Source organism: Micromonospora sp. HM5-17, assembly GCF_003762835.1.
Lineage (GTDB): Bacteria > Actinomycetota > Actinomycetes > Mycobacteriales > Micromonosporaceae > Plantactinospora.
Window position 1 is genome coordinate 110,788 of record NZ_RJWA01000001.1, and the last position, 20,045, is coordinate 130,832.

The following is a 20,045-nucleotide window of genomic DNA, read 5'->3' on the forward strand; positions in this document are numbered from 1 at the left end:
TGCTCACGGATACCCCCGCCCGGTATCCTCTGAGTGGCTCGAGGTGCGCCTCACACAGAGAGGGCGGGTAGCCGCCATGCCGTCAACCGCACTTCGACACTCCGAAGACGAACGTCGGTCCGGCCGCCCGGAAACGGGGCGCAGCGACCGCTGGCCCTGGTACCACCGGTCTCCAATGACACGCACGGGCAGCGGCAGTCGAGGATCGCGAAGTAGAAAGGCGGACAGGGTGAAGGTCGAGGGATTCGCCGAGGACGGATACGACGCGGTACGTCAGGTCTTCCAGCGGCTGCTGGACGACGGCCGGGAGACCGGGGCGGGTGTGTCGGTCTGGCGTGAAGGCCGTGAGGTGGTCCGGCTCAGCGGGGGATGGGCCGACACCGGGCGGCAGCACCCCTGGCGCGACGACACACTGGTACAGCCGTACTCGCTGTCGAAGACGTTCGCCACGCTCGCCGCCCTGGTGGCAGTCCGCGACGGCGCGCTGGACCTGGACGAACCGATCGCCACCTACTGGCGCGAGTACGGCGTACGGGGCAAGGAGCACACCAGCCTGCGCCAGGTACTCACCCACCAGGCCGGCCAACCCCGGTTCCCCACCGAGGCCGCTAACCTCGACCTGCTCGACGACGCCGGACTACGAGCCAGCCTGGCCCACGCGACACCGGAGTACGTCCCAGGAACATCGCTGGGCGAACACGCTCTGACCTACGGCCACCTCATCGACGGCATCCTCCGCGCCAGCACCGGAACCACGCTCGGCGAGATGTTCAACAACGTCGTGCGGCCGGCGCTTGACCTCGACGCCTGGTTCGGTGTACCCGATCACGACCTACGGCGCGTCGCCGACCTGGAGTACGCGAAAGAGGACTGGCCGCAAAAACTCCACGCCGCGCCATGGCTGCAGATACCCGCCGGCACCCTGGACATCCAACAGGCAAACTCCCGCGCCTGGCGACAGTCGGTCTTCGCGGCGGTCAACCTACATACGACCGCGACCGCCATGGCGAGGTTCTTCTCCTTCGTCACAAGCGAGGGCGGGCCCCTACACGCCCTGCTGGGACCCCGCCTCCATACCGAACTACTCAGCTCGCAGGTCACCGGTCACGACGAGGTCTTCGGTACGAGGATCACCTGGACCCTCGGGTTCGTACGCGACCACGGCAAGATCGCCAAAGGCGGCATCGGCGGCTCGGCCGCCTGGTGGTCACTGAACCACCACCACGCCTGCGCCTACCTCACCCGCCGACTCGACGACCACTCCCGCGCCGCCGAAATCGCCACAGCCCTCGGCGACGACCTCACCGTGGTCGGAGAGGACTGAGTGGCGACGGCCCACCCTCACTGCTAACCCATCCGCCGGGCGCCCGCGCATCACCTGCCGCTATTCGACGCGGCGACCACGGCCACCGTCGCCGCCCCGTACCGCGCCCAGCCCGCCGTGCGCCCCGAGCGGAAGAAGGACGACAGCAACAACGCAACGCCAACAACGCACCACGTTTACCACGGCATGGCCGCGGGAACCGGAAGGCCGGCAGTGCCCTTCGATGTAGTGACGCACCGACTCCAGAACAACCCGGATCAACGCCTGCTCGTCCAACCATCCCGCCAAGGCCGTGGTGGCGTCGCCAGTCCAGAACAGCACTGCCCGGACCAGCGGGACCACGACCCCAACCACGAGCACCGCAGCGACCACAGCCGCAAACGTGACCATCCAACCAGGCGGCCAGCCGTCACGACCGTGCGCCCGCGCTCGAACCACATGTGCCGCAGGAGCTGTCGCACCACATCGGCCAACTCCGACATGACCACGAGGTGGGCGCCTGTCGTCAGTCGTCCTACTCGACCTTGCGAGCAAGGTCTTCCTGTCGACGCCTGACGTGGCCACACACGCCCCTCTCCACCGAACCGATGCAACCAGCGCAGATTCTCCGGCTCCGAGACAGTTAGGCGAAGGGGGCCGACGGAAGGTTGACGTCTTCGGGTTCGAGGTCTAGGCGCGTGCGGAGCAGGCGCAGTGGGTGCCGCCATCGGCCGTGTTCCCAGGCGACGTCCGCGCTCACCTCGACGACGATCACAGGCTCGACCGGGATGTAGTCGACGGGCTGGGGCCGGTCGAACTGACCGGTCCACGCGGCCGGGAGCGGATAAGGCCACAGATGCCGCTGGTATGGGCCGTTCCAGGCTGCGACGGGTAACAGGACGCCGAGTTCCTGGCGTTGTGCCGTGAGCAGGGGGACGGTGCGTCCGGCGTGGCGCAGCCGTCCGGTGGCGTCGAACCGGCCGAGCAGGAGCGCGACCGGGTCGGTCAGGTTGCCGATGACTCCTCCGATCACCGCTTCGGACTGGTCCGCTTCCTGACCTTGAGCCAGTCGGCCCGGCCCAGCCGGTAGGCGCCGGGTAGGGCCTTGACGACGAGCCCTTCGATACCGATGTCGTCGCCGCAGCCGTACCAGGCCAGCGCAAGGTTCCAATCGGTGGTCTGCGGGCAGAGCGGCGGCTCCGGCGGTGCATTGGTGAGCAGACGCGCCAAGCGGGCTCGTCGCTGCACCAGCGATAGACGGAGCACCTCCATTCCGGCGTCTTGGAGCAGGTCGAAGACGACCAGGTGGGCGGGGTGCTGCCGGATCTCGTCGAGGAGGCGGCGGCGGCCGGCGGTGACACGCCGTTGCACCGTCCGAACGAGGTACGCGCCCGGCTGGTTTCCCAGGCCACCAGCTCGCCGTCGACAATTGTCCCCGACGGCAGGGTGAGGGCCAGTGTCGGCACACGTCTGGGAAGTAGCGATGGAGCGGGCGGCCGGCGCGGGACTACAGGAAGACGCCCTCTGCCTCGACGAACGCTACCGCGCGCGCCACCCGTCCCACTTCGGCTCGACGGCCATGCCGGTCCGGTTCAGGTCCGCAGGTGGGGTGTCGGCCGGGCGCGCATCGGCTCGATCGGCGGACGCAGCATGATCCCCCAAACGGCGTCGTGTGCCAGGGGGGTCGCCCTTCACCTTAGGCAGCTCTGCCAGTCCGCTGGGCGGGTTCACGGCGATCGGGCTCGTCCTTCAGGCCCATCGCGCTGAAGATTCCTGTCGAGATCGGCGCATAACCCCGGTGTCGGAATCCGTTGTCGGACCTGTTCGACAACCGGTCCAGCGGCTGCACTGGAGAGGAAGCTTTCGGATCTCGGCCGAACAGCCCGGTCGGAGGGTGTCTGGGATGGTTGTCGAGCCGCTCGGCGGTCGGCGTTGGGCGCAGTCGCTGCCGGGGGCCGCAGGCGGGGTAGCTGACCGGCAGCTGGCGGTCCAGGGAACCGCAGGGCCGCACCTCGACATCGTGGGGCGCCATCGGCGAGCAGTTGCCGCCGCGGGTCGGAGCCCGGTCACGGCGGGCGTGGCCCGCCATCGTGGTCGCATCCTGCTGGCGGTCACCGGTGCCGCCGTTGACGCGCCGCACGGGGGTAGTTGTGCCGGTCGCGGGGACGGCCGGACCGAGCTACGGATCATGACCTTGACGACCTCCACGGCCAGCGCCGTCGATACCGGTGTGTGTGTACCGTCGCCGCATGGCGTGAATGAGGTGCTCGGCGCGAGCCTGGCCGGCGAGGGTGAGAACGTGCACTTGTGGTTCAGCGCGGTCACCGCTGACGGGCGCTGGCGGATCTATCACACGGTCAGCGCAGACAGCAGCGCCGCCTGGTCCCTGCCCACCGCGGTTGCCGGTCTTACCCCGGCAGGTGGGAGCGATCGGGCGCTGTTGCCTTCGGTGCTGCGGCGGCCGGACGGCTGGTGGATGTGGTACGCCGGTCACGACAGGCGAGGGCGAGGTGTGCACGTCGGCCGCTCCGTCGACGGACGGACGTGGCAGCGTCGCGGGGTGGCCGTGGATCGCGGAGAACCGGGAAGCGCGGACGCCGACGGCGTCAATTGCCCAGCTGTTGTCGAGGCCACCGACGGCACCCTGGTCATGGCCTACGGCGCCGCCAACTCGCGCGGCATCGCGGCGGCGGTCTCCCGCGACGGCATCGCCTGGCGCAAGATCGGTCCGATCCTGCACCTCAGGCTCGACGGTCCGGACTCCCGCCGTGTCTGGTACCCGATGTGGCTGCCCACCGGGCCAGACACGGCGGACCTGCTCTACGCGGGGCAGGACGATCACGGCCGCTGGAGCATCCTCACCGCCGGCCGGGTCGACCTAGCGCTGCTGGCCGCACGGCCCACCCCGCTGCCGCTGACCAGCGCCGTCGACGCCGTGCTCACCCACATCCGCGCCGCCGTCACCGCCAATTACCTGGTCGAGCCCGACTACCACCGGCCCGCGCCGGTCTACCGCTCGCCGGACGGCCGGGTCGAGCAGCTCCGCCCCAGCACCAGCCCGGTATTCGCCGTCCGCGAGGGCCACGGCCGGCCGGCGAGAGTCGTGAAGCTCGGCCGGGACCGAGCGAGCGTCGAACGCGAGTTCTCCGGCCTGCAAGCCCTCGCCCGCCACTACCCAGTCCCAGCAGCGACACTGCACTACCGGCGAGGCCAGGCCGCCCTGGTCATGGAGCACCTCGACGGCATCCCCCTCGCCCGGTTAGCCGGCACCGACCCCGACCGGTTCGAGGCCGTCCTCGACGACGTCGCCGCCCGCCTCGCCGCCGCCGCGCAGGCCACCCTCCTCCCCGCCAGCGGCGTCGACGGACCATCGGATCACACCGAGGAGACCCCAGCCGTACTCGCCGCCTGGGCCGCCGAACTCGCCACCCGACTCCGCCCGTGGGCCCGGTTTCGGCTCACGCTCGACGGCGAGCCGCTCGACTTCACCCTCGCAGACCTCATCGACTTCACCCACCGCCGGCTCGCACAGCCGCCGGCGTGGGTCGTCCACGCCAGCGGCGACCCGCACCTCAACAACATCCTCGTCGCCCGGGAGGGGCAGCGGTGGTGGCTGCTCGACTGCGAGTACGCCGGACTGCACGACCTGGAGTACCTCCTGGCGAAGCTGGTCACCTCGTGCTTCAAGCACACCGGGCTGCTCACCGCCCAGGCGACGACCAGACGCGACTGCCTGCACCTCACCGCCAACGTCGGACACCCGGTCGCACGGCGGGTGTTGACCACGCCGTGGCTGCTGGACCGGTTCGCCAGGCTGCCGGTGGACCGGGAGCGGCTGGCTGCTCATCTGCTGCCGCTGCTGTACTTCCGGTTCACCACATCCGACGGCCGCCCGCCCGCGTTCGGCGTGACCGCTCTCGTCCTCGCGGCCGGAACGATCCTCGGCGAGCGGTAACTCGATACCGAGTCCCTGCCCGGCCGGAGAGAGGGATTAGCGGGTGACGGTGGCGACCGATCTTGGCACGCGAACGGCTGGGGCCGGGCGTGGCTCGGTGTGCGGCGCCCTGGCGGGGTTTCAGCCGGCGACCGGACTGGGGACGGCGAGGCCAGCGGTGTGCTGGATGAACGCCACGGTCTCCTCCAGCGAGGCGGACTCGGGGATCACCATCTCGTCGGGCATGCCGAGGAGGTCGCGGGGCCGGTACCAGCCGCGCATGTCCTCGGCGGTGAACTCGGACGCCTGCGGCCGGAGCGTGTGCCGACGCAGCGTCTCCTCCAGGGACACGTCCAGGTAGAACACGTACGTGTCACCGCGATGGTCCCGGCGCAACGCCGAGATCATCGGCCCGTACCGATGGGAGATGAGGATCCCTTCGAGGACCACGTGGTAGCCGTGCCGCAGCGCGAGTCGCACGGTCTGGGAGATCAGCTCGGGAGCGAGGCCGCCGTCGACGTCGCGTTCCCGAAGGACGATACGGCGCAGGTAGTCCTGCTCCAGCGCCATCCCCCGCCCGTACCGGTACCGGACCTGCCGCGCGACCGAGCTCTTCCCGGACCCGGAGTTGCCGCGGATGACCAGCAGCTTTGTCTCCGGTGATCCCACCGCAGCGTCCTCGGTCACGCGACCATCCTGTCACCGTGCCCTGGACTGGCCCGCTGACGCGCTGCTTGCTGCGCGGGTGATGTCGGCGTCGCGTCGCCGGGTCCCGAGCCGCTCCTCCGCTGAGTCGGTGGCGTGAGATATTTTGCCAGGTCGGGGCCTTGACGGCACCCGAGGTTCCCGGTGAGCATCGAGGTTGCGGTCCACGAACCGGGCCGTGTCGGGAGTCAGCGCGGGTGGTGGTCCGCGCGCTGGCCAGCAATTCCCGGCGGGGAGGTGGAATCCGACGGCGGCCGGTCCACCTCGAAGCGGACCTATCAAGGAGACGATTCGTCTCAGCCCTCCCGAGGGGCGAGGCGCGGCCACTTCCCCATACGGGAAGTTCAAGGGCCTTGCGGTGAACGTACGACGTCGTCACCGCGCCGAGACACGCCGCCCGCTCGTGCCCTTGACTGCGCCCACGCCCGGAGCCCGCTCTGGCTGTCGTGCGCGCGCCGTGCCCCGAGGAGGCGCACCACCATGCCCAAGAAGACGCCGATGGGCCGCGAGGCGGCCAACCGGATCCGCGCCGCGGCCCAACGCAACCCGAACTCGGCGACGGCTCGATCCGGTTTTCCGGACCGAGCGCAGCAGGCCGCAGACCGCAACGAGGAGCGGCCGGAGCAAGAGCGGGAGTAGGCCGCCGGGTGGGGAGGTTGGGCCAGCACAGGCTGTGCCCAACCAGCCCCTGCGGGTTGCGCCCCCCGCTGGTACTCCCCGCGGGCGTGCAGCGGATGGCAGAACCCTTCAGTTCGGCTCGGCGGCCAGCCGCCGATGCGGCGGGCAGTGGACAGCGCGTGCTGGGCCCAGGCCCTTCGGCGGTACGCGAATTTGAGTAGGTGTCCGCCGATGGTTGACGGCGTATTCGGTACGCAGCCCGAAGGCCCGACCCGTTGCCGCAGGGGGTGCTGTACGGTCAACCGTTGGCGGCGGCCCGATCCCGTCCGCAAACATCGGTCCGCCGCCCACGCCCACTCGGCACCCCTCACAGGTAGCGGTGTACCGGCAGGCACCTGCTGGATACGTGCGCCGGGCAGAGGTCGCCCTGCCCTCTGGCCTGGCCGCGTTCGCCGGGGAGATTCAGCTCAGGCAGGCCGGTGCTCTATCTCTCGGCGGCCAGCGCCCGGCGCAACGCCGCGACCACGACTGCCGACGGGAAGCGTCGTGAGGCCACCTGCTCGGCGTGGGCGATTGCGCTCGCCGTCCGGTCGGCCGGCGTGGTGCGCAGGGTGGCGACCAGCCAGCCCTCCAGGTCGACCTCGTCGTCGGGCAACCGCAGCGCCTCGGGTGGCGGCGGCGGTGACACCGGTGCTGCCGGCAGCGGCTCACCGGCCGACGCGTACCGGCCGGGTGGAAGTTGCACCCGGAACGGGTGGACACACACCGGCACCCCGTCCCGATCGGTGCGCCACCCGATCGTCGGGTTGTAGGCAAACTCCCGCCCCGGGGTGCCGACGACATCGAACTGCCCAGGGCCGAGCTGCTGCGCTGGGCACACCGCACAGGTCTGGTCACGCCAGTGCTCCCGGCCGCCCACCGGCTCGATGTCGTCCATGCCTAGCGCGGCCAGTCGATCTGCGCCTCGGGCACGCCTGCCTGACGCGCGAACGCGAGCGCCTCCTCGTGGGCGGCCGTATCCGCTCGGGTGTAGCGAAACACCTTGCCTGCGAAAATCACCCACTTCACCTGTTCGTCCGCGTAGTCCGCGTACCAGGGGCCAGATGCCAGCGAACGCGCCAACTGCGCCGCGAGTTCGTCGACGTGCTCATCCGAGCAGGCGAAGTCGATCAGCGTCCATTCCGGCGGCTGACCCGCCTCGACGACTCCGGCCGGAACCCGATGGATTCTCTGAACTGTCAGCGGCACCGAGATGTCGGCGCCCGACGTGAGACTCTCGACGACCAGCGTCCCGGTGACCATCTCCACCTCGCTCTACCCGGGTTCCGGCTCAGCCTATTCGGGCATGGGCCGGTCGTGAACCAGGTCGGCTGTGGTCCTGTTGTTTTCCTGTCTTGACGGTTCGGTTCGCTCGGTACCGCTGTCTGAACGATGATGGGAAAGGTGCTGTCTCTTCCCCGTGCGCTGCTGTTGGATTACGGCGGCGTGCTCATCGAGTCGTCCAGCCAGTCGCTGGCTCCGCCGGTGCTGGTACGGCGGCTGTTTGCCTTGACGGGGGAGGCGCTTTCCGAGGAGGAGATCGCCGAGGATCTGATTCGTGGTGCCCGGGAGTACGGCAGGTGGCGTGACGAGGCCAGCCACGATCCGAGCCCGGCCGAGCTGAGCCACGAGGGAATCTGGGACGATTTCGTGACCGTCGGCTGGCCACGGGCGGCCCGGGAGGCGGTGCGGAGGCACGCCGCGTCCTTGAGCTACGAGTGGACGTGGCACGAGGACTGGGCGGTCCGGCCGGGTATTCCGGAGGCGCTGGAGGCCGCGAGGGCGGCCGGCCTGCCGCTGGTCGTGGTGAGTAACGCGCTCAGCGGGGCCGCGCACCGAGACATCCTCGCTGCGGCCGGCCTCGGGTCCATGTTCGCCGCCCAGCTCTACAGCGACGAGCATCGGCTACGCAAGCCGAACCCGGAGCTGCTGCGACGGGCCGCCCAAGCAGTCGGATCGTCGGTCGAGGACTGCTGGTTCGTCGGCGACACGATCAACCGTGACATCTTGTGTGCCCGCCGGGCCGGCACTGGCACCGCGATCCTGATGCGCTCGACTCGCACCAGCCGAGAGCAGGCCGTGCCGGGCATCGCGCCCGACATCGTCGTCGACGATGGGCACGGCCTGCGTGATCTCCTGTCCCGGCTCGATCGGCCCTGACTGTCGGACGCTGAGCACCGCAACGGCCGGCGGCGGTTGCACGCGCGCTTCTCGGAGGGTGGTGGCCGCATTGGTGCCCTCCCTTGCCGGTCCGCGCGTCGACCGGTCACAGTGACCGGGCGTACGCCAGGTGCTCGTCGACTCGTTCGGCGGCGGCAGCCAGCCAGTAGGTCGCGGCTGCGGCGTGCCGTCCGGCCGCATACAGGTGATCGATGGCGGGCACCACCGGGCCCCGATAGGGCGATGTGGGTAGCACGAGGCAGAGACGGTCGGTCAGCTCGATCACCGCGTGAAGTTCCCGATGCGAGGAGCCGATCCGGTTCTTGATCCATCCGACGCAGCCCGGCTGGTAACGCACCGCGGGTCGGTACGGCCCGGTCGTGGGGATCGCCGCCAGGCGGTACCGGTGCCACGCCCGCCCCGCCTGGTGAATGAGCGCGGCGGTGCCCGCGCCAGCGCCGGCTCCGATCACCACTGCTGTCGGGACGGGAATCGAGGGGAGCTGGGTGACGACGGCAACCGCCACGGCGGCGAGCAGCACCGTGACCCGGCGGCGGTGTCCGGACCGACGCCGGGACAGGATCTCGACCACACGGTGCAGGTGGTTGCGGGCGAGCCGCATTGCGTCACTGGCCTCCTTGGCGCGTTCGTCGGGCCCGTACGCGTCGTCCAGGCATCGCCAGGCCGTTTCGATGCGACGGCAGGCGAGTTCGGCGGTGAGCGCGGCGGTACGGGGGGCGGCCGAGTCACGCAGCACATCGGCTGGGGTGGTCATGTCGAGGGAGCCTCGAAGTCGAAATCGGCTGTGACCAGGCGATGGCCGGACGCTACGTCGGCCTGGCCGTCGTCGCCGACCCCCGCACCGGCGCATAGAACGAGCCGGCCGTCTGGGAGCATCACCGACTACCAGCCGAACCGGTTCCGAGCGCCGTCGGGTCAAGGTCGATCCGGATGGGAAGGTGGTCGGACAACAGGCGTGCCGCTGATGTGTCGATGACGTGATAGCCGCGCAGCGCCTGTGGCCGGGTGGTCCAGAACGCGTCCAGTCGCCGGGACAGGTCGGCACCCATGTGACCGCCGGTTGCCTGCCAGGGCGCCCCCAGATGAGGGGCGGCGTCGTGTAGGCCGCTGCGGCGCAGCAGTTCGGCCGGGCGCCGGTCGGCTCGGGGCGCGGTGTCGGGGGCGTCGCTCCACCGCACGTGGCGCCACACCTTGTGCGGGGCCAGCTGCGACCAATCCGGCTCCGGATCATAGGTGTGGTCGGCCCCGAAGCTGTTCCAGTCACCGGCGATGACCGTTGCCGCCGCGGGGTCACTCAGCAGCCCGGTGATGGTGCGGACGTCTGCGAGCCGTTGCTCGGGATCCCAGGGAGCCAGATGAGTGACCGCTACGCGCAGCGGGACGGGGGCGCCGATGTCGAGTTGGACCACGCCCAGGCCGTGCCAGAGGGTCAGGCCGTGGCTGCGCTGGGACAGTGCCGCGAACTCAGGACGCCACAGGATCGCCATATGGCAATGCGACCGCCGTGCGGGTACCGCCATCCCGCGCATCCCGAGGGCCTCGGCGATCGTCGCCACGTGCCGCCCGAGGACGGACAGGTCGTCGCTGTCGTCCCAGATCTCCTGCAAACACAGCACATCCGGCCGCTCGAAACGCAGCAACTCGTGCTGCTGCCGACGCGTGGCCACCGCGGACTTGCCGTAGTCCTTCAGGTTGTAGCTGAGAATGCCTACCACTTCCGCGGTCACTTCGCCTCCCACACCGTGCGGGTCCGGCAACCCGGCAGCGCCGAAGGCAGATGACGTGCCTCGAAGTTGAGTAGGGCCAGGGATAAACGCCTCATGTCAGCAATCTCCTTTGTGACGGTTTCAAGGGTTGGTTGTGAATTCTGGAAGACGTTTCGCTATGGCTGACCGATTCCGTCTTGTAGGTGGATCAAGAGAGTGGAGACGAGGAACAGGACCAAGCAGGCAGTGAGTACTCGTGTGAGACGAAGTCGGAACAGCAACCACGTAATGGTCGAAGTGCTGCCCCTGACTAGTGCTGCGACCAGCAGTAGCAAGCCAACGGCTACGGCGGTGAGCTCACCCATTGCCGTACCTTGGTGCTCCGATAGATGCGGTGACATAGACGACGGGAGTGGTGAAGGTGATGCCGCCGCGGTCGGCGGCGTGGTCGAACGCGCGGTGCCACGCGGTGACGTATCGAGCGGTGGTGCCGGCGCCCAGGTGTCGGGTGATGAGATCGACGGGGCTGGAGGCGCCTGGGTGGGGCCTTCGGTGCAGGTGGGCGTCGACGTCGGCGTGGGTGCTGAGTTGCTCGGTGACGGTGGTCTCGTCCACGGCGGGGGTGATGAAGCCGGCGTGTAGGGCGGCATCGGTGAACGGCATCACGTCGAAGGACATCATCGGTCCGGCGCTGGGACTGCTTGAGCTGCGGAGCCGGTCAATCGCCTCGATCTCGTCGGGGGTGATGCCGTCCAGGTTGGCGTCGTGGCGGCGGCGGGCGTTGACCGGCTCGAACGCCGACAGCAGTCCTTCCGGTCGGAGAACGCGGGCGACCTCGCGTAGCGCGGCGCGTAGGTCGGGCAGGTAGATCAGAACGCTGCGAGCGACGACGCGGTCGAAGGTCGCGTCGGCGATCGGGAGGTGACAGGCATCGCCGACCACGGGCCGGATCCGCTCCCTGTGCGTCCGGATCTCCGCCAGAGCGGCGGCGGACTGGTCGACCGCGGTAACCGATCCAGCCGGTGCGACGGCCCGCGCGGCGGCGTGGGTGAGCAGGCCCGTGCCGGCACCGAGATCGAGGACATCGTGGCCGGGCCGCAACCGGGCCGCGTTCAGCACCCGATCGCGGATGTCCGCGAGCAGCCCGGTCAGTGCCGCGCGGTCAGCGGTGTCTCGACCGGCGTCCCGTTCTCGGGTTAGCCAGCGTCCCGCCGAGTCGGCGGGTGTCACGTTTTCGGCCTGCTCACCCACGATGGGCCTCCGTTACGCCGTCGCGGTCGTGAACTGGAACTGTGGCGCGACCGCGTTGTTCAGTGATGGAAGAAGCTCGGCGAGCCGGGCGTCCTTCTCCGCGTGGTAGATCTGGTCGATGCGCGCGATCTGCTCGTCGGTGAGGATTTCGTGGCCGTGGGCCCCGTAGCTGAAGAACAGGTCTTCCTCGGCGCGGAACAGTTCGGCGTGGCGGTCGAGTAGTTCCTTGCGGGCGACCAGGGCGTCGTTGTCCAGACGCCCCCGCTTGTGCTCCAGTTGCTCGGTGACCTGGGCGAACTGCACCCGGATGCCGGTCAACGACGCCTGGTATTCGGCGTTGAGGTCGATGAGTCGGGTGATCTGCTCGGGGGTGAGTCCGATCTCGGCATGGTGAGACAGCATTCTGGTGAACAAGACTTTCGCCGCGATGCTCTCGCAGCTGATGTCGATGAGGTATCCGGGTCGGGGAAAGAGGTTGTGGTTCACGCCGCACATGTCAGGTAGATCCTCCAAAGTCGTCTGCTGGAATCCGGTCGAGGTCCTTCGGTCATGTGCCCGGGCGGGGCCCGTGCACCACCCGCCCTCACTGTCGGTGTTGTCGAAGGCAGCGCGGATGGGAAACGCGGTCCGGTCGCACCAACGGCGGGCGTTAGTCCCGGGACATGCTGGTGGGCAGTTGGTAGACAGGCTGCTTGGTCCCCACCCGGGACCTGTGCCCGGCACGGCCTCAACACGGCGACACCTCCCGGCAATTTCAGAGAGCTGCCGGCGGTCGTGTCATTCGAGGTACGCCTTGGCGATTGGCGAGCGGGAATAGGCTGATGGGTCATGGCTTGGCTGCCGGGTGTTGGCAGCCAGCCGCCGGGGTGTGGATGTCCGGGGTGCGGCGGCTGTCGACGTAGAGCCGGTAGCTGTCCGCCTCAGCGATGATCGCCTCCCTGGCATCGGCCCCGAGCTGCGGATCCTGAGGTGGGATGGGACCGGCGATAGTGGTGAACGCAGCGAGGAGGACGCCGGTGGTCGCGTCGATCGTGAGGATGTCGCGCCGAGGCACACCGGCCTGATCGGTGTACGGGAGGATGAGGTCCGTGCCGGGCCGGTGGATGCGGTCGGTGACGCCGGTCCGCACGAGCAGGCCGGGCTGCGCCGCAAGCAGACGCAGGAGCGCGGCACGGACCGGGCGGGCGAGCGCCTGGCGTTCGTAGAGCATCGCGACGCCGCCGACGATGTGCTCAGGCCGGGGCTGTTCGGGTCCTGCGGCGGTGAGCAGGTGAGCGAGCAGATCGGCCGGGGTGCTCGGTGGTGGTTGGTCGAACGGGTCGGCGGCCCGCCCGGTCCACCTGCTCTCCCCGCCGTCCGGGGTGCAGCCGTCGACGGCGACGCGCACGCTGACCTGCCGGCCGCTGACGGCATCGTCGGTGCGCCATAGCTGGTCGATACGGACCCGGGCGGGCCATCCGGTGGGTCCGGGCGGACCGATGATGTCGCGGTACCAGGTGCGGCGTTCGATGTACTGGTAGCCGCCGATGGTGCTGTCGGCGGGCGCGTCGGCGAGGGTGTCGGCCAGGCGGATCAGGACCGGGCCGGCTGGGACCGGCGGTGCACTGGTCGGAGTCGTCATCGGAACCGACGGATCCGCGTCCACCCCGGCCGAGGGCTCGGCGCAGGCGGCCAAGAGGAACAGTGCGCTGAGCAGCAGGGCGCCCGTCCGGGTCCGGGTCATCGCGTGGCCTCCGAGCGCCCGCTGGCGGGCGAGGGTGAGGGTGGGACGCAAAGCGGCCGTGACGTACGCCTGGGCGATGCCGGTGGCTGGTAGCAGGGCAAGCACGGCAGCGCCGGGAGCGAGGCGATACCGTGGTCGACCTTGTTCTTCATGCTTCATGGATAAAGGCCCTTTGGGTGAGCTGTCGGTCGTACGAGCGCTCAACGCACGGATGGCTGGCGCGGGGAACCCGGCCCGGCCGGTGTGCTGGCGGCGCGCGCAGCCAGCACACGCTCTGCGGCGGCCATCGCAGGTCCTTCGCCGTAGCGGGCCGGGTGTAGTGGATACGGGGCCAGGGTGAGCTGCGCGGGCAGGCCGCGTGCTTCGAGTTCGGCGGCGAACGCGGCGATCCGGGCGGCGACCGGCCCGTACTGGTCTGGGCTGTTCAAGCGGAACAGCAGGGCGAGGTGTTGGTCGGCGTGGGGGTGGATCATGTCGCGGTGCCGGCGCATCCACCACAGTTCGACCGTGTCGGCGAGTGTGTGGGCGAAGGCGGGCAGGTGGCGGGTGAGGATCGCGTCGAACCGTGCCGGGTTGCCGACCAGGTGTGCGTGCACCACGAGGGAGTTTCCGGCCCGCATTACCGACCCAGGGGGCGCGGTGCGTGGGAGTGGTCGTGCCGGCGGGTCGATGGCGGTCATCGGGATCAGCAGTTCCGCGGGGCGTCCGATCCAGTCCTGGGCGCCCTGGGGGCTGTCCTCCTGCAGCTCGACCCGCTCGGCCCGGTTCAGTCGAGCGTGGAGGAGTGTGCGGTCCAAGGGCTGGTCCAGGTCGAGCGGCAGGCGCAGCTCGCCGTGGCAGAGGATCACCCGTGCCGGCACCCGCCACCGCCGCCGCCACGAGGCGAGGGACTCCGCCAGTGGTTGGTGACTCGGACTGGGCAGGTCAGTGCTGTTGAGGGTCCATCGGGCGGCGGCGAGCACGGTACGGCGGTAGCGGATGCGGGGAATGTAGGGCAGGGTGCGGGCGGCGCCTGGGTTGAACGGACCGAAGGTGGCGGTGCGGGCGTCAGCGACCTCGGCGATGAACCGGGCCAGCGGCGGGGTGTGCGCCCCGAGTTCGAGGGCGTGTGGAATCCGGGGGATCACGCGCCGGCCGGTAGAGAGCTGAACGAGGTACATCTGGTCCCCGTCGGCGGTGACGGCCAGGTCCTCTATGTCGATGTTGTCGGCGTCGGGGTGTTCGGCCAGTGATACAACATCGGGAAGCAGTCGTGGAACGCGGACGACGTGCTCATCGTGCGGTCGCCGTGGTGGAAAGGACAGCTGAACCGCGACCGGCTCGTCGGCCTCTGTCGCCCGTGCGCCCGTTTCGAAGGTCGCGGCCAGCAGAGCTCGTTCTTGATGGTCGAGTAGGTGGGCGAACCGGCCGGCCATGCTGGTCGGGACGCGGGGTGCGGCGACCACGCGTAGCTCGAACACGCCCCGGTCGATCGCGTCGGTGGAGGCGGCGTGCAGCGCGACGCCGAGTTCGATGCGCTGCGGCGCCACGATGTCGGCGTGTTCGCCGACCGTCAGCGCCTCAACGTCGGCGTCGGTCAGCTCGATCTCCTGCGCACCGTCGAGGATTGCCCGCTGTATGAAGGCGAGGATGGCGGCGTCACGTTCGGTCAGCTCCCGCCAGGCGGGCCGGGTGCGAGGCGCACCGAGGTAACCGCTGGGGTAGCCGAGGCCGGAGTCGGCCACCAGTTCGCGCACCGGGATGAGGGCGCCGGGTCCATAGCGGGTGCGAAAGCGGGCGTGATAGTCGAGCCAGGCGGTGGATCCGAACGGTTGAGTGGACAGGCGCAGCAGGACGCCGGCCGCGAGCGCGGCTTCTGCCAGCACCTGTTCGGGAATCGTGATCCTGGCGTCGAGCCGTACGTCGGCGGCGAGGACCTGGCTCGTCTCAGGGGCGAGTGCGGTCATCGACACCGACGCGAACGCCCGCAGTGCCGCCGCCCGTGTCGGGTCGGAACTGGTGTTGTGGCAGGCGAGCAGGTCGTTGATCTCATCGAGGCGCTGCAGCAACTCGGCGACGTCGGGCAGGTCTTCGCCCCCTGCCGCGCGAAGGGCATGGATCAGGTGCGTGAGGCCGTCTGGACTCGTGGTGGGCGGACGAAGGTTGGTGATCAGGAAATGCTGGTCGATCAGGTTATTTAGCAGGGCAAGGATCTTCTCCGGCATGGCGGCCGGAAACCGGGCGGCCAGCGCGTCGGCGAGGGCGTCGACTCGGATCGGCGCGGCAGCCGCAGTCATCACGGCTCGCACGACCGCGGTGTGCTCGACGACCACCTCGCGCAGCGGCGCGTGGCCGCGGACGCCAACGTCAGCCGGCAGGGAGATGATCAGGCGGCCGTCGCGGTCGACGCGTCCGCTGTTTGCCGTCACCAGCAGGCGCGGGCGTAGCCGGGGGTGCCGCTCAACCTCGTTGATCAGGTGCGTGAGCCAGCCCCCGGCCGGGCGCGCCACAATCCGGTGTCGGCCGCCGAGCTGGGCCGCCGCAGGCCCAAGCGCGACGGTGCAGACGCCGGCGAACATGCCGAACGGTGTCGGGCGGCGCTGCCAGCGCAGCAGATAAGACGCGACGGACAGCACCGCGCGGCGTAGCTGTTTGACGGTGGCCGGGCCGGCGTCGGCGTCGAGCAGTCGGTCGATCGTCGCCGCGAGGTCCGGGCTAGCCAGCTTCAGTGCCTGCCGTATTTCGTCACGCGTCCACACCTTGGTCAGCCATGCTCGGCCCTCTTGCTCGATGGCGGCGGGCTGGGACAGGTCCAGGTGTGTAGGTGGGTCGAGATCGCCGGGATCCGTCGTCGCGCGTATCAGCACCAGGTCGGTGTGGCGGTAGCGGACGGGGATACTCACCTTGTTCACCTCCTCACAGGGTGAACCGGGCCGCCGACGCCCGGGGGGTGCGGACGCCGGCGGCAGCGGGTGGTTCATGAGGACAGGTGGTTCAGGACGGGTCGTTGGAGCTGGTGGTACAGGCGCTGCCGCTGCAGGTGTTGCCGCACCCGTCGTTGGTGCTGCACGCCATGGTCGTCAGCGGGGTGGTGACCTCGATGACGCGCATGTCCGGCAGATCGAAGTCCAGAGCCTCGTCGGTCAGGGTCGGGTCATCGACCATGCCGTCGAGGGTCAGCGTTGGTGCCATCGACATCACTCCTCACAGAAGGGGGATTGGGTGGTGCACCTGGCCCGCGTGGACGCCGCGCGGTTTCAGCCCGCCGTGGGCCAGGAGATCGTGACCCGGCCGTGGGTCTTGGTCAGGACGGCCGCGCCTTCGGGGAGGGCGGTGTCGTCGCTGCCGGTCGGCCAGTAGCCGATCGTCGGGGCGGGGCGGCCGTGACGGTCCCACGCCTGGATCTGCTCGACCATCGCCGTCGCAGGAAGCTCGCCGTGCGGGCCGTAGGCGCGTGCCCCGAACTCCACCCCCGCACCGTCCAGTGCGGGTCGGACGGCGAGGTAGGCGAATGAGTCGTCGCGTACGCAGCCGTAGGGGAACCACTGCCCGCGCTCGGCGGCGAGCTCGGTGCCGTCCTCGGCCGCGACCTGGCAGAACCCGGGCAGGAAGCCGGCGTTCCACAGGTGCAGGTCGGCGAACGAAGTCCCGTGGGGAATCGTGACGCCCGACCACACCTCGGTACGGCGTGTTGCCAGTACCCCGTCGAGCCGGCCCAGGTCGTCGGGGACTGCGTCGTCGAACCGGAGCCTAACGTGGTGACTGTTTGCGTCCGGCAGTTCGAAGACCCGCTCCTTGTGCTGGCCGGTGCCCTGCATCGGGACGAACCCGCACACCTCGGCGCTTTCACTCACGAGGTGGTCGGCCTCCCGACGGAAGGCGATCGAGCGAGTGACCCCGCCCATCCGCAACGGCACAACCAGCATCCCTATGGGCGCCAGTTGGTCCAGCCAGGCAGGGGAGATGTCCCACGCACCGACCGTCACGATGGTCGCGGCGAACCTGCCGTACCCGGACAGGCCCTGCTGCGCGTCGGCCCGCACAACCGTGACCCGGTCGCCGTAGCCGGTGGTTTCCAAGGCCACGCGGGCTCGATCGGTCACCTCGGCGTCGATATCGACGCTGACCACACGCCCCTCGGGGCCGACAACCTCGGCCAGCAGCGCCGCGTTGTAACCTCCCGAGCCGATCTCCAGCACGCGCAAGCCCGGGCGCAGTTCGGCCTGCTCAATCATTCTGGCCTGGATGAACGGGGCGCTGATCGACGAGAGGGCCGCACCGTGCTGGTCGAGCTTGGTCACCAATGACTCGTCGGCGTTGTACACCGCTTCCAACGATGTCCCGGCCGGGGCGAACGCGTGCCGGGGCACGGTCCGGAACGCCGTCTCCACGGCCGGGGTGGTGATCATGCCGTCCTTCAGCAGCTTCTCCGTCATCGCGTCACGGAACTTGGCCGCCTCATCGGAATCCTCGAACAAGTTCACCTGCTGGCTCATCCACACTCCTGTACTGGCTTCTGATCTTGCTGGTGCTGGCAGGTTTATCAGACCTGGTCCGATTTGTGTCGGTCTTACATGTCGAGTTTGAGTACGCGACAACCCTCGATCGGAATAGGGCCGAGTGACGCGGAACCTTGGCGACCGTCGTCGGGAGTCGGCCCCATGCCGCGCCGGGCACGGCTGGGTCCGCCGTGCTCCCGAAGATCCCCCGGACCACCGCGATGCGGCGTCCGAGATCGGCGGTGTGCATCCATCGGCGGGCTCCCAGGCGCTGAGTTCCACGGTTGCGTGCTCTCACTCAACGCCCATCGCGGCGATGTCGAACACCCTCGACACCGATTTTCGACACGCCCCCATCGAACGTCCGGTTTTCTCAACCATCCGGGTGCTCGACGAACGGCTGTGCGCTGAGCTGACTCGCGTCGCTGCGATCAGTTAAGGTCGGGTCGCCGTCTGTCGATGATTCTCGGCAGGCGAGGCGCCACGCGAACCTAGCGGCGCGGGAAAGGGCCATGAGCATGATCGATCCGCAACAGCTTCAAGACGCGAAGCATGCGCTCGGCCGGCTGCTGCGTGACCTGCGTACGGCCCGCGGTCTCCGCCAGAAGGACGTCGCGGAACAGGTCCACAGCACCCGAAGCACCGTGGCGAACGTCGAGGCCGGTCGGCAGATGGTCGACCGGATCTTCTGGCAGCAGTGCGACACGCTGCTCGGAGCAGGGCAGCAGCTGCTCGGCGGCTATGACGCCTACCGTCGGCTGGAGCAGCAGCATCACGCCGAACGGGACGAGGCGGCACGGCGAGCCAGATGGGGTGCAGCCGCAGAGGCGGCAATCGACCCGGCCTCGCCCAGCTCGGAACTCGTGGCGCTTCGCCAGCGGGCCGCTCTGGACCAGACGGACCGGGGTCTCTCGCTGGCGATCACGTCCCTGCTCGACCTTGTTGTGGGCAGAGCCGGCGAGGACCACACCCTGGACGCGCCCAGCGGGCGGTACTTCCCCGGCGTTCCCGTCGAGGTAAGGGTGTATCCGGCGGTCGATGATGGCCGCATCCTTGCCACCATCCCCCGAGCCGATGGTGGCAAGGAATGGCAGCTTCCCGTCCAACGCCGACTCATCGCCGGGCGGGTCACGACACCGGAGGGCGACGGCCTTTTCGCCTTGGACTCCCGCCAGGCATCCCGACGGCTGGTAGACGTCGGCGACGACACCCGCTTACTTATCCCCCGCGTCTACCAGCTCGACGCCATCACCGCCGCGGTCCTGTGGGCCGTCGCGAACCTCGACCAGTCGCTTCTGCTCGATGACGCCCGCCTGGAAACCTCCCGGGCCGCTGCCGCTGAATACAGCCGCTTGACCAGGTCCGCCGTGAGTGGCGACATCGCCCAAGACCTCGACACCGTGTCCCGGCTCTGGCTGGGCTCCGCGTTCTGCGCCGATCACATCAGCCGCCACTCCACCGGCCTTGTTGACGTACCCACCTTCTGGACCCGAGAGCAACACGGCGAAGAGGCCAGCACCTGGCTGTTGTTCGGGCACAAACTGCGCTACCTAGCGGCCACGGCCGAACAGTTCACCGCGACCACCCAGCCGATCACGAGGATCTTCTGTATCCCGGCAACGGCCGTCACCACGTCAACGGAATCGGAACGAATCCTCCTACTGCTGGCAATCGCGTTGATGGAATCCTTCAATATCACCGTCGCCGTAACCGACGAACCCGAGTACGGCGCCTTGCCCGGCCTCGTTCTGACCAAGCAGCGCGCGATCGTGGCGACCTGGATCCGCGCGGACGGCGTATGGCACGTCGACGTCACCGATCAGCGTCCATCGTTGGCCGAGTACCACGACGCCGCCGGGCACGTAAAGGCCCACTCCCTCATCGCCGCCGACACACCGGGCACACGTCTACACGCACTCGCCGGCTACCTGGACCTCGATTGGCACTGGCTCCGGAACCGGTGCGCCGAGCTCGGGGAGTACGGCTTCGCCGGGATCGCGGAACCCCGGAGCCGCTTGCTCTCCCTCGACGGCGCCGACCGCGCGTGCCGCTTCGTCGGCTCCCTGCCGTAATAGGCTCCCCGCACCACCAGTGAACCGCCGGAAGG

19 protein-coding genes are annotated in these 20,045 nt (G+C 69.3%); 5 read left to right on the forward strand and 14 right to left on the reverse strand.

Translation table 11 applies throughout. The features are described 5' to 3' along the window. Positions 1–229 precede the first annotated feature (229 nt). Positions 230–1,324 carry a serine hydrolase domain-containing protein gene (locus EF879_RS00535; protein ID WP_123553615.1) on the forward strand — a complete coding sequence of 365 codons (1,095 nt, stop codon included), beginning with the start codon at positions 230–232 and terminating at the stop codon, positions 1,322–1,324. Positions 1,325–1,384: 60 nt separating this feature from the next. Here the strand turns inward: EF879_RS00535 and EF879_RS00540 are convergent, their stop codons facing one another. The 3 genes from EF879_RS00540 to EF879_RS27865 all read right to left on the reverse strand — a co-directional run bounded on the left by EF879_RS00540 (position 1,385) and on the right by EF879_RS27865 (position 2,674). After that, positions 1,385–1,714 (reverse strand): hypothetical protein, encoded by a 330-nt coding sequence (locus EF879_RS00540; protein ID WP_123553617.1) that lies wholly within the window; start codon positions 1,712–1,714, stop codon positions 1,385–1,387. Between the two features lie 232 nt (positions 1,715–1,946). Beyond that, a complete protein-coding gene (locus EF879_RS27860) occupies positions 1,947–2,336 on the reverse strand; it encodes a hypothetical protein (protein WP_233604139.1) in 390 nt (129 codons plus the stop codon). Next, positions 2,333–2,674, reverse strand: coding sequence for a hypothetical protein (locus EF879_RS27865; RefSeq protein ID WP_233604140.1), 342 nt, complete (start codon positions 2,672–2,674; stop codon positions 2,333–2,335). The genes EF879_RS27860 and EF879_RS27865 overlap by 4 nt, the downstream gene beginning before the upstream one ends. Positions 2,675–3,557: 883 nt before the next feature. Here EF879_RS27865 and EF879_RS00550 point away from each other — a divergent pair. Further along, a complete protein-coding gene (locus EF879_RS00550; protein ID WP_123553619.1) occupies positions 3,558–5,258 on the forward strand; it encodes a hypothetical protein in 1,701 nt (566 codons plus the stop codon). 120 nt (positions 5,259–5,378) lie between these two features. Here the strand turns inward: EF879_RS00550 and EF879_RS00555 are convergent, their stop codons facing one another. Beyond that, entirely contained in the window at positions 5,379–5,924 is a 546-nt protein-coding gene (locus tag EF879_RS00555; RefSeq protein WP_123553621.1) for a kinase, read from the reverse strand. A gap of 498 nt (positions 5,925–6,422) precedes the next feature. Between EF879_RS00555 and EF879_RS27120 the strand changes: the two genes are divergently transcribed. Continuing rightward, positions 6,423–6,581 (forward strand): hypothetical protein, encoded by a 159-nt coding sequence (locus tag EF879_RS27120; RefSeq protein WP_158624082.1) that lies wholly within the window; start codon positions 6,423–6,425, stop codon positions 6,579–6,581. A gap of 463 nt (positions 6,582–7,044) precedes the next feature. Here EF879_RS27120 and EF879_RS00560 read toward each other — a convergent pair whose 3' ends face one another. Together EF879_RS00560 and EF879_RS00565 are read right to left on the reverse strand one after the other, a co-directional pair. Further along, entirely contained in the window at positions 7,045–7,497 is a 453-nt protein-coding gene (locus EF879_RS00560) for a hypothetical protein (RefSeq protein ID WP_123553623.1), read from the reverse strand. 2 nt (positions 7,498–7,499) lie between these two features. Further along, a complete protein-coding gene (locus EF879_RS00565) occupies positions 7,500–7,868 on the reverse strand; it encodes a hypothetical protein (RefSeq protein ID WP_123553625.1) in 369 nt (122 codons plus the stop codon). Positions 7,869–7,994: 126 nt separating this feature from the next. On the opposite strand from EF879_RS00565, the gene EF879_RS00570 reads away from it, so the two are divergent. Then, positions 7,995–8,759, forward strand: coding sequence for an HAD family hydrolase (locus EF879_RS00570; RefSeq protein ID WP_123553627.1), 765 nt, complete (start codon positions 7,995–7,997; stop codon positions 8,757–8,759). Positions 8,760–8,865: 106 nt separating this feature from the next. Here the strand turns inward: EF879_RS00570 and EF879_RS00575 are convergent, their stop codons facing one another. The 8 genes from EF879_RS00575 to fxlM all read right to left on the reverse strand — a co-directional run bounded on the left by EF879_RS00575 (position 8,866) and on the right by fxlM (position 17,935). Next, positions 8,866–9,534, reverse strand: coding sequence for a hypothetical protein (locus EF879_RS00575; protein WP_123553629.1), 669 nt, complete (start codon positions 9,532–9,534; stop codon positions 8,866–8,868). A 121-nt stretch (positions 9,535–9,655) separates the two neighbouring features. Next, a complete protein-coding gene (locus tag EF879_RS00580) occupies positions 9,656–10,507 on the reverse strand; it encodes an endonuclease/exonuclease/phosphatase family protein (RefSeq protein WP_158624083.1) in 852 nt (283 codons plus the stop codon). Positions 10,508–10,843: 336 nt separating this feature from the next. Continuing rightward, a complete protein-coding gene (locus EF879_RS00585; RefSeq protein WP_123553632.1) occupies positions 10,844–11,737 on the reverse strand; it encodes a class I SAM-dependent methyltransferase in 894 nt (297 codons plus the stop codon). A gap of 12 nt (positions 11,738–11,749) precedes the next feature. After that, complete coding sequence (locus EF879_RS00590; RefSeq protein ID WP_148086325.1) at positions 11,750–12,139, reverse strand: hypothetical protein; 390 nt, start codon at positions 12,137–12,139, stop codon at positions 11,750–11,752. 424 nt (positions 12,140–12,563) lie between these two features. Continuing rightward, complete coding sequence (locus tag EF879_RS00595; RefSeq protein WP_123553635.1) at positions 12,564–13,565, reverse strand: hypothetical protein; 1,002 nt, start codon at positions 13,563–13,565, stop codon at positions 12,564–12,566. Between the two features lie 95 nt (positions 13,566–13,660). Then, positions 13,661–16,342, reverse strand: a complete 2,682-nt coding sequence (locus EF879_RS00600; RefSeq protein WP_123555152.1) for a lantibiotic dehydratase — start codon at positions 16,340–16,342, stop codon at positions 13,661–13,663. Between the two features lie 91 nt (positions 16,343–16,433). Then, positions 16,434–16,631: an FxLD family lanthipeptide gene (locus tag EF879_RS00605; protein WP_233604141.1), complete on the reverse strand. Its 198-nt coding sequence runs from the start codon at positions 16,629–16,631 to the stop codon at positions 16,434–16,436. Positions 16,632–16,696: 65 nt separating this feature from the next. Continuing rightward, a complete protein-coding gene (gene fxlM, locus EF879_RS00610; RefSeq protein WP_123555154.1) occupies positions 16,697–17,935 on the reverse strand; it encodes a methyltransferase, FxLD system in 1,239 nt (412 codons plus the stop codon). A 515-nt stretch (positions 17,936–18,450) separates the two neighbouring features. Here fxlM and EF879_RS00615 point away from each other — a divergent pair. Further along, positions 18,451–20,010: a helix-turn-helix transcriptional regulator gene (locus EF879_RS00615; protein WP_233604142.1), complete on the forward strand. Its 1,560-nt coding sequence runs from the start codon at positions 18,451–18,453 to the stop codon at positions 20,008–20,010. Positions 20,011–20,045: the final 35 nt, after the last annotated feature.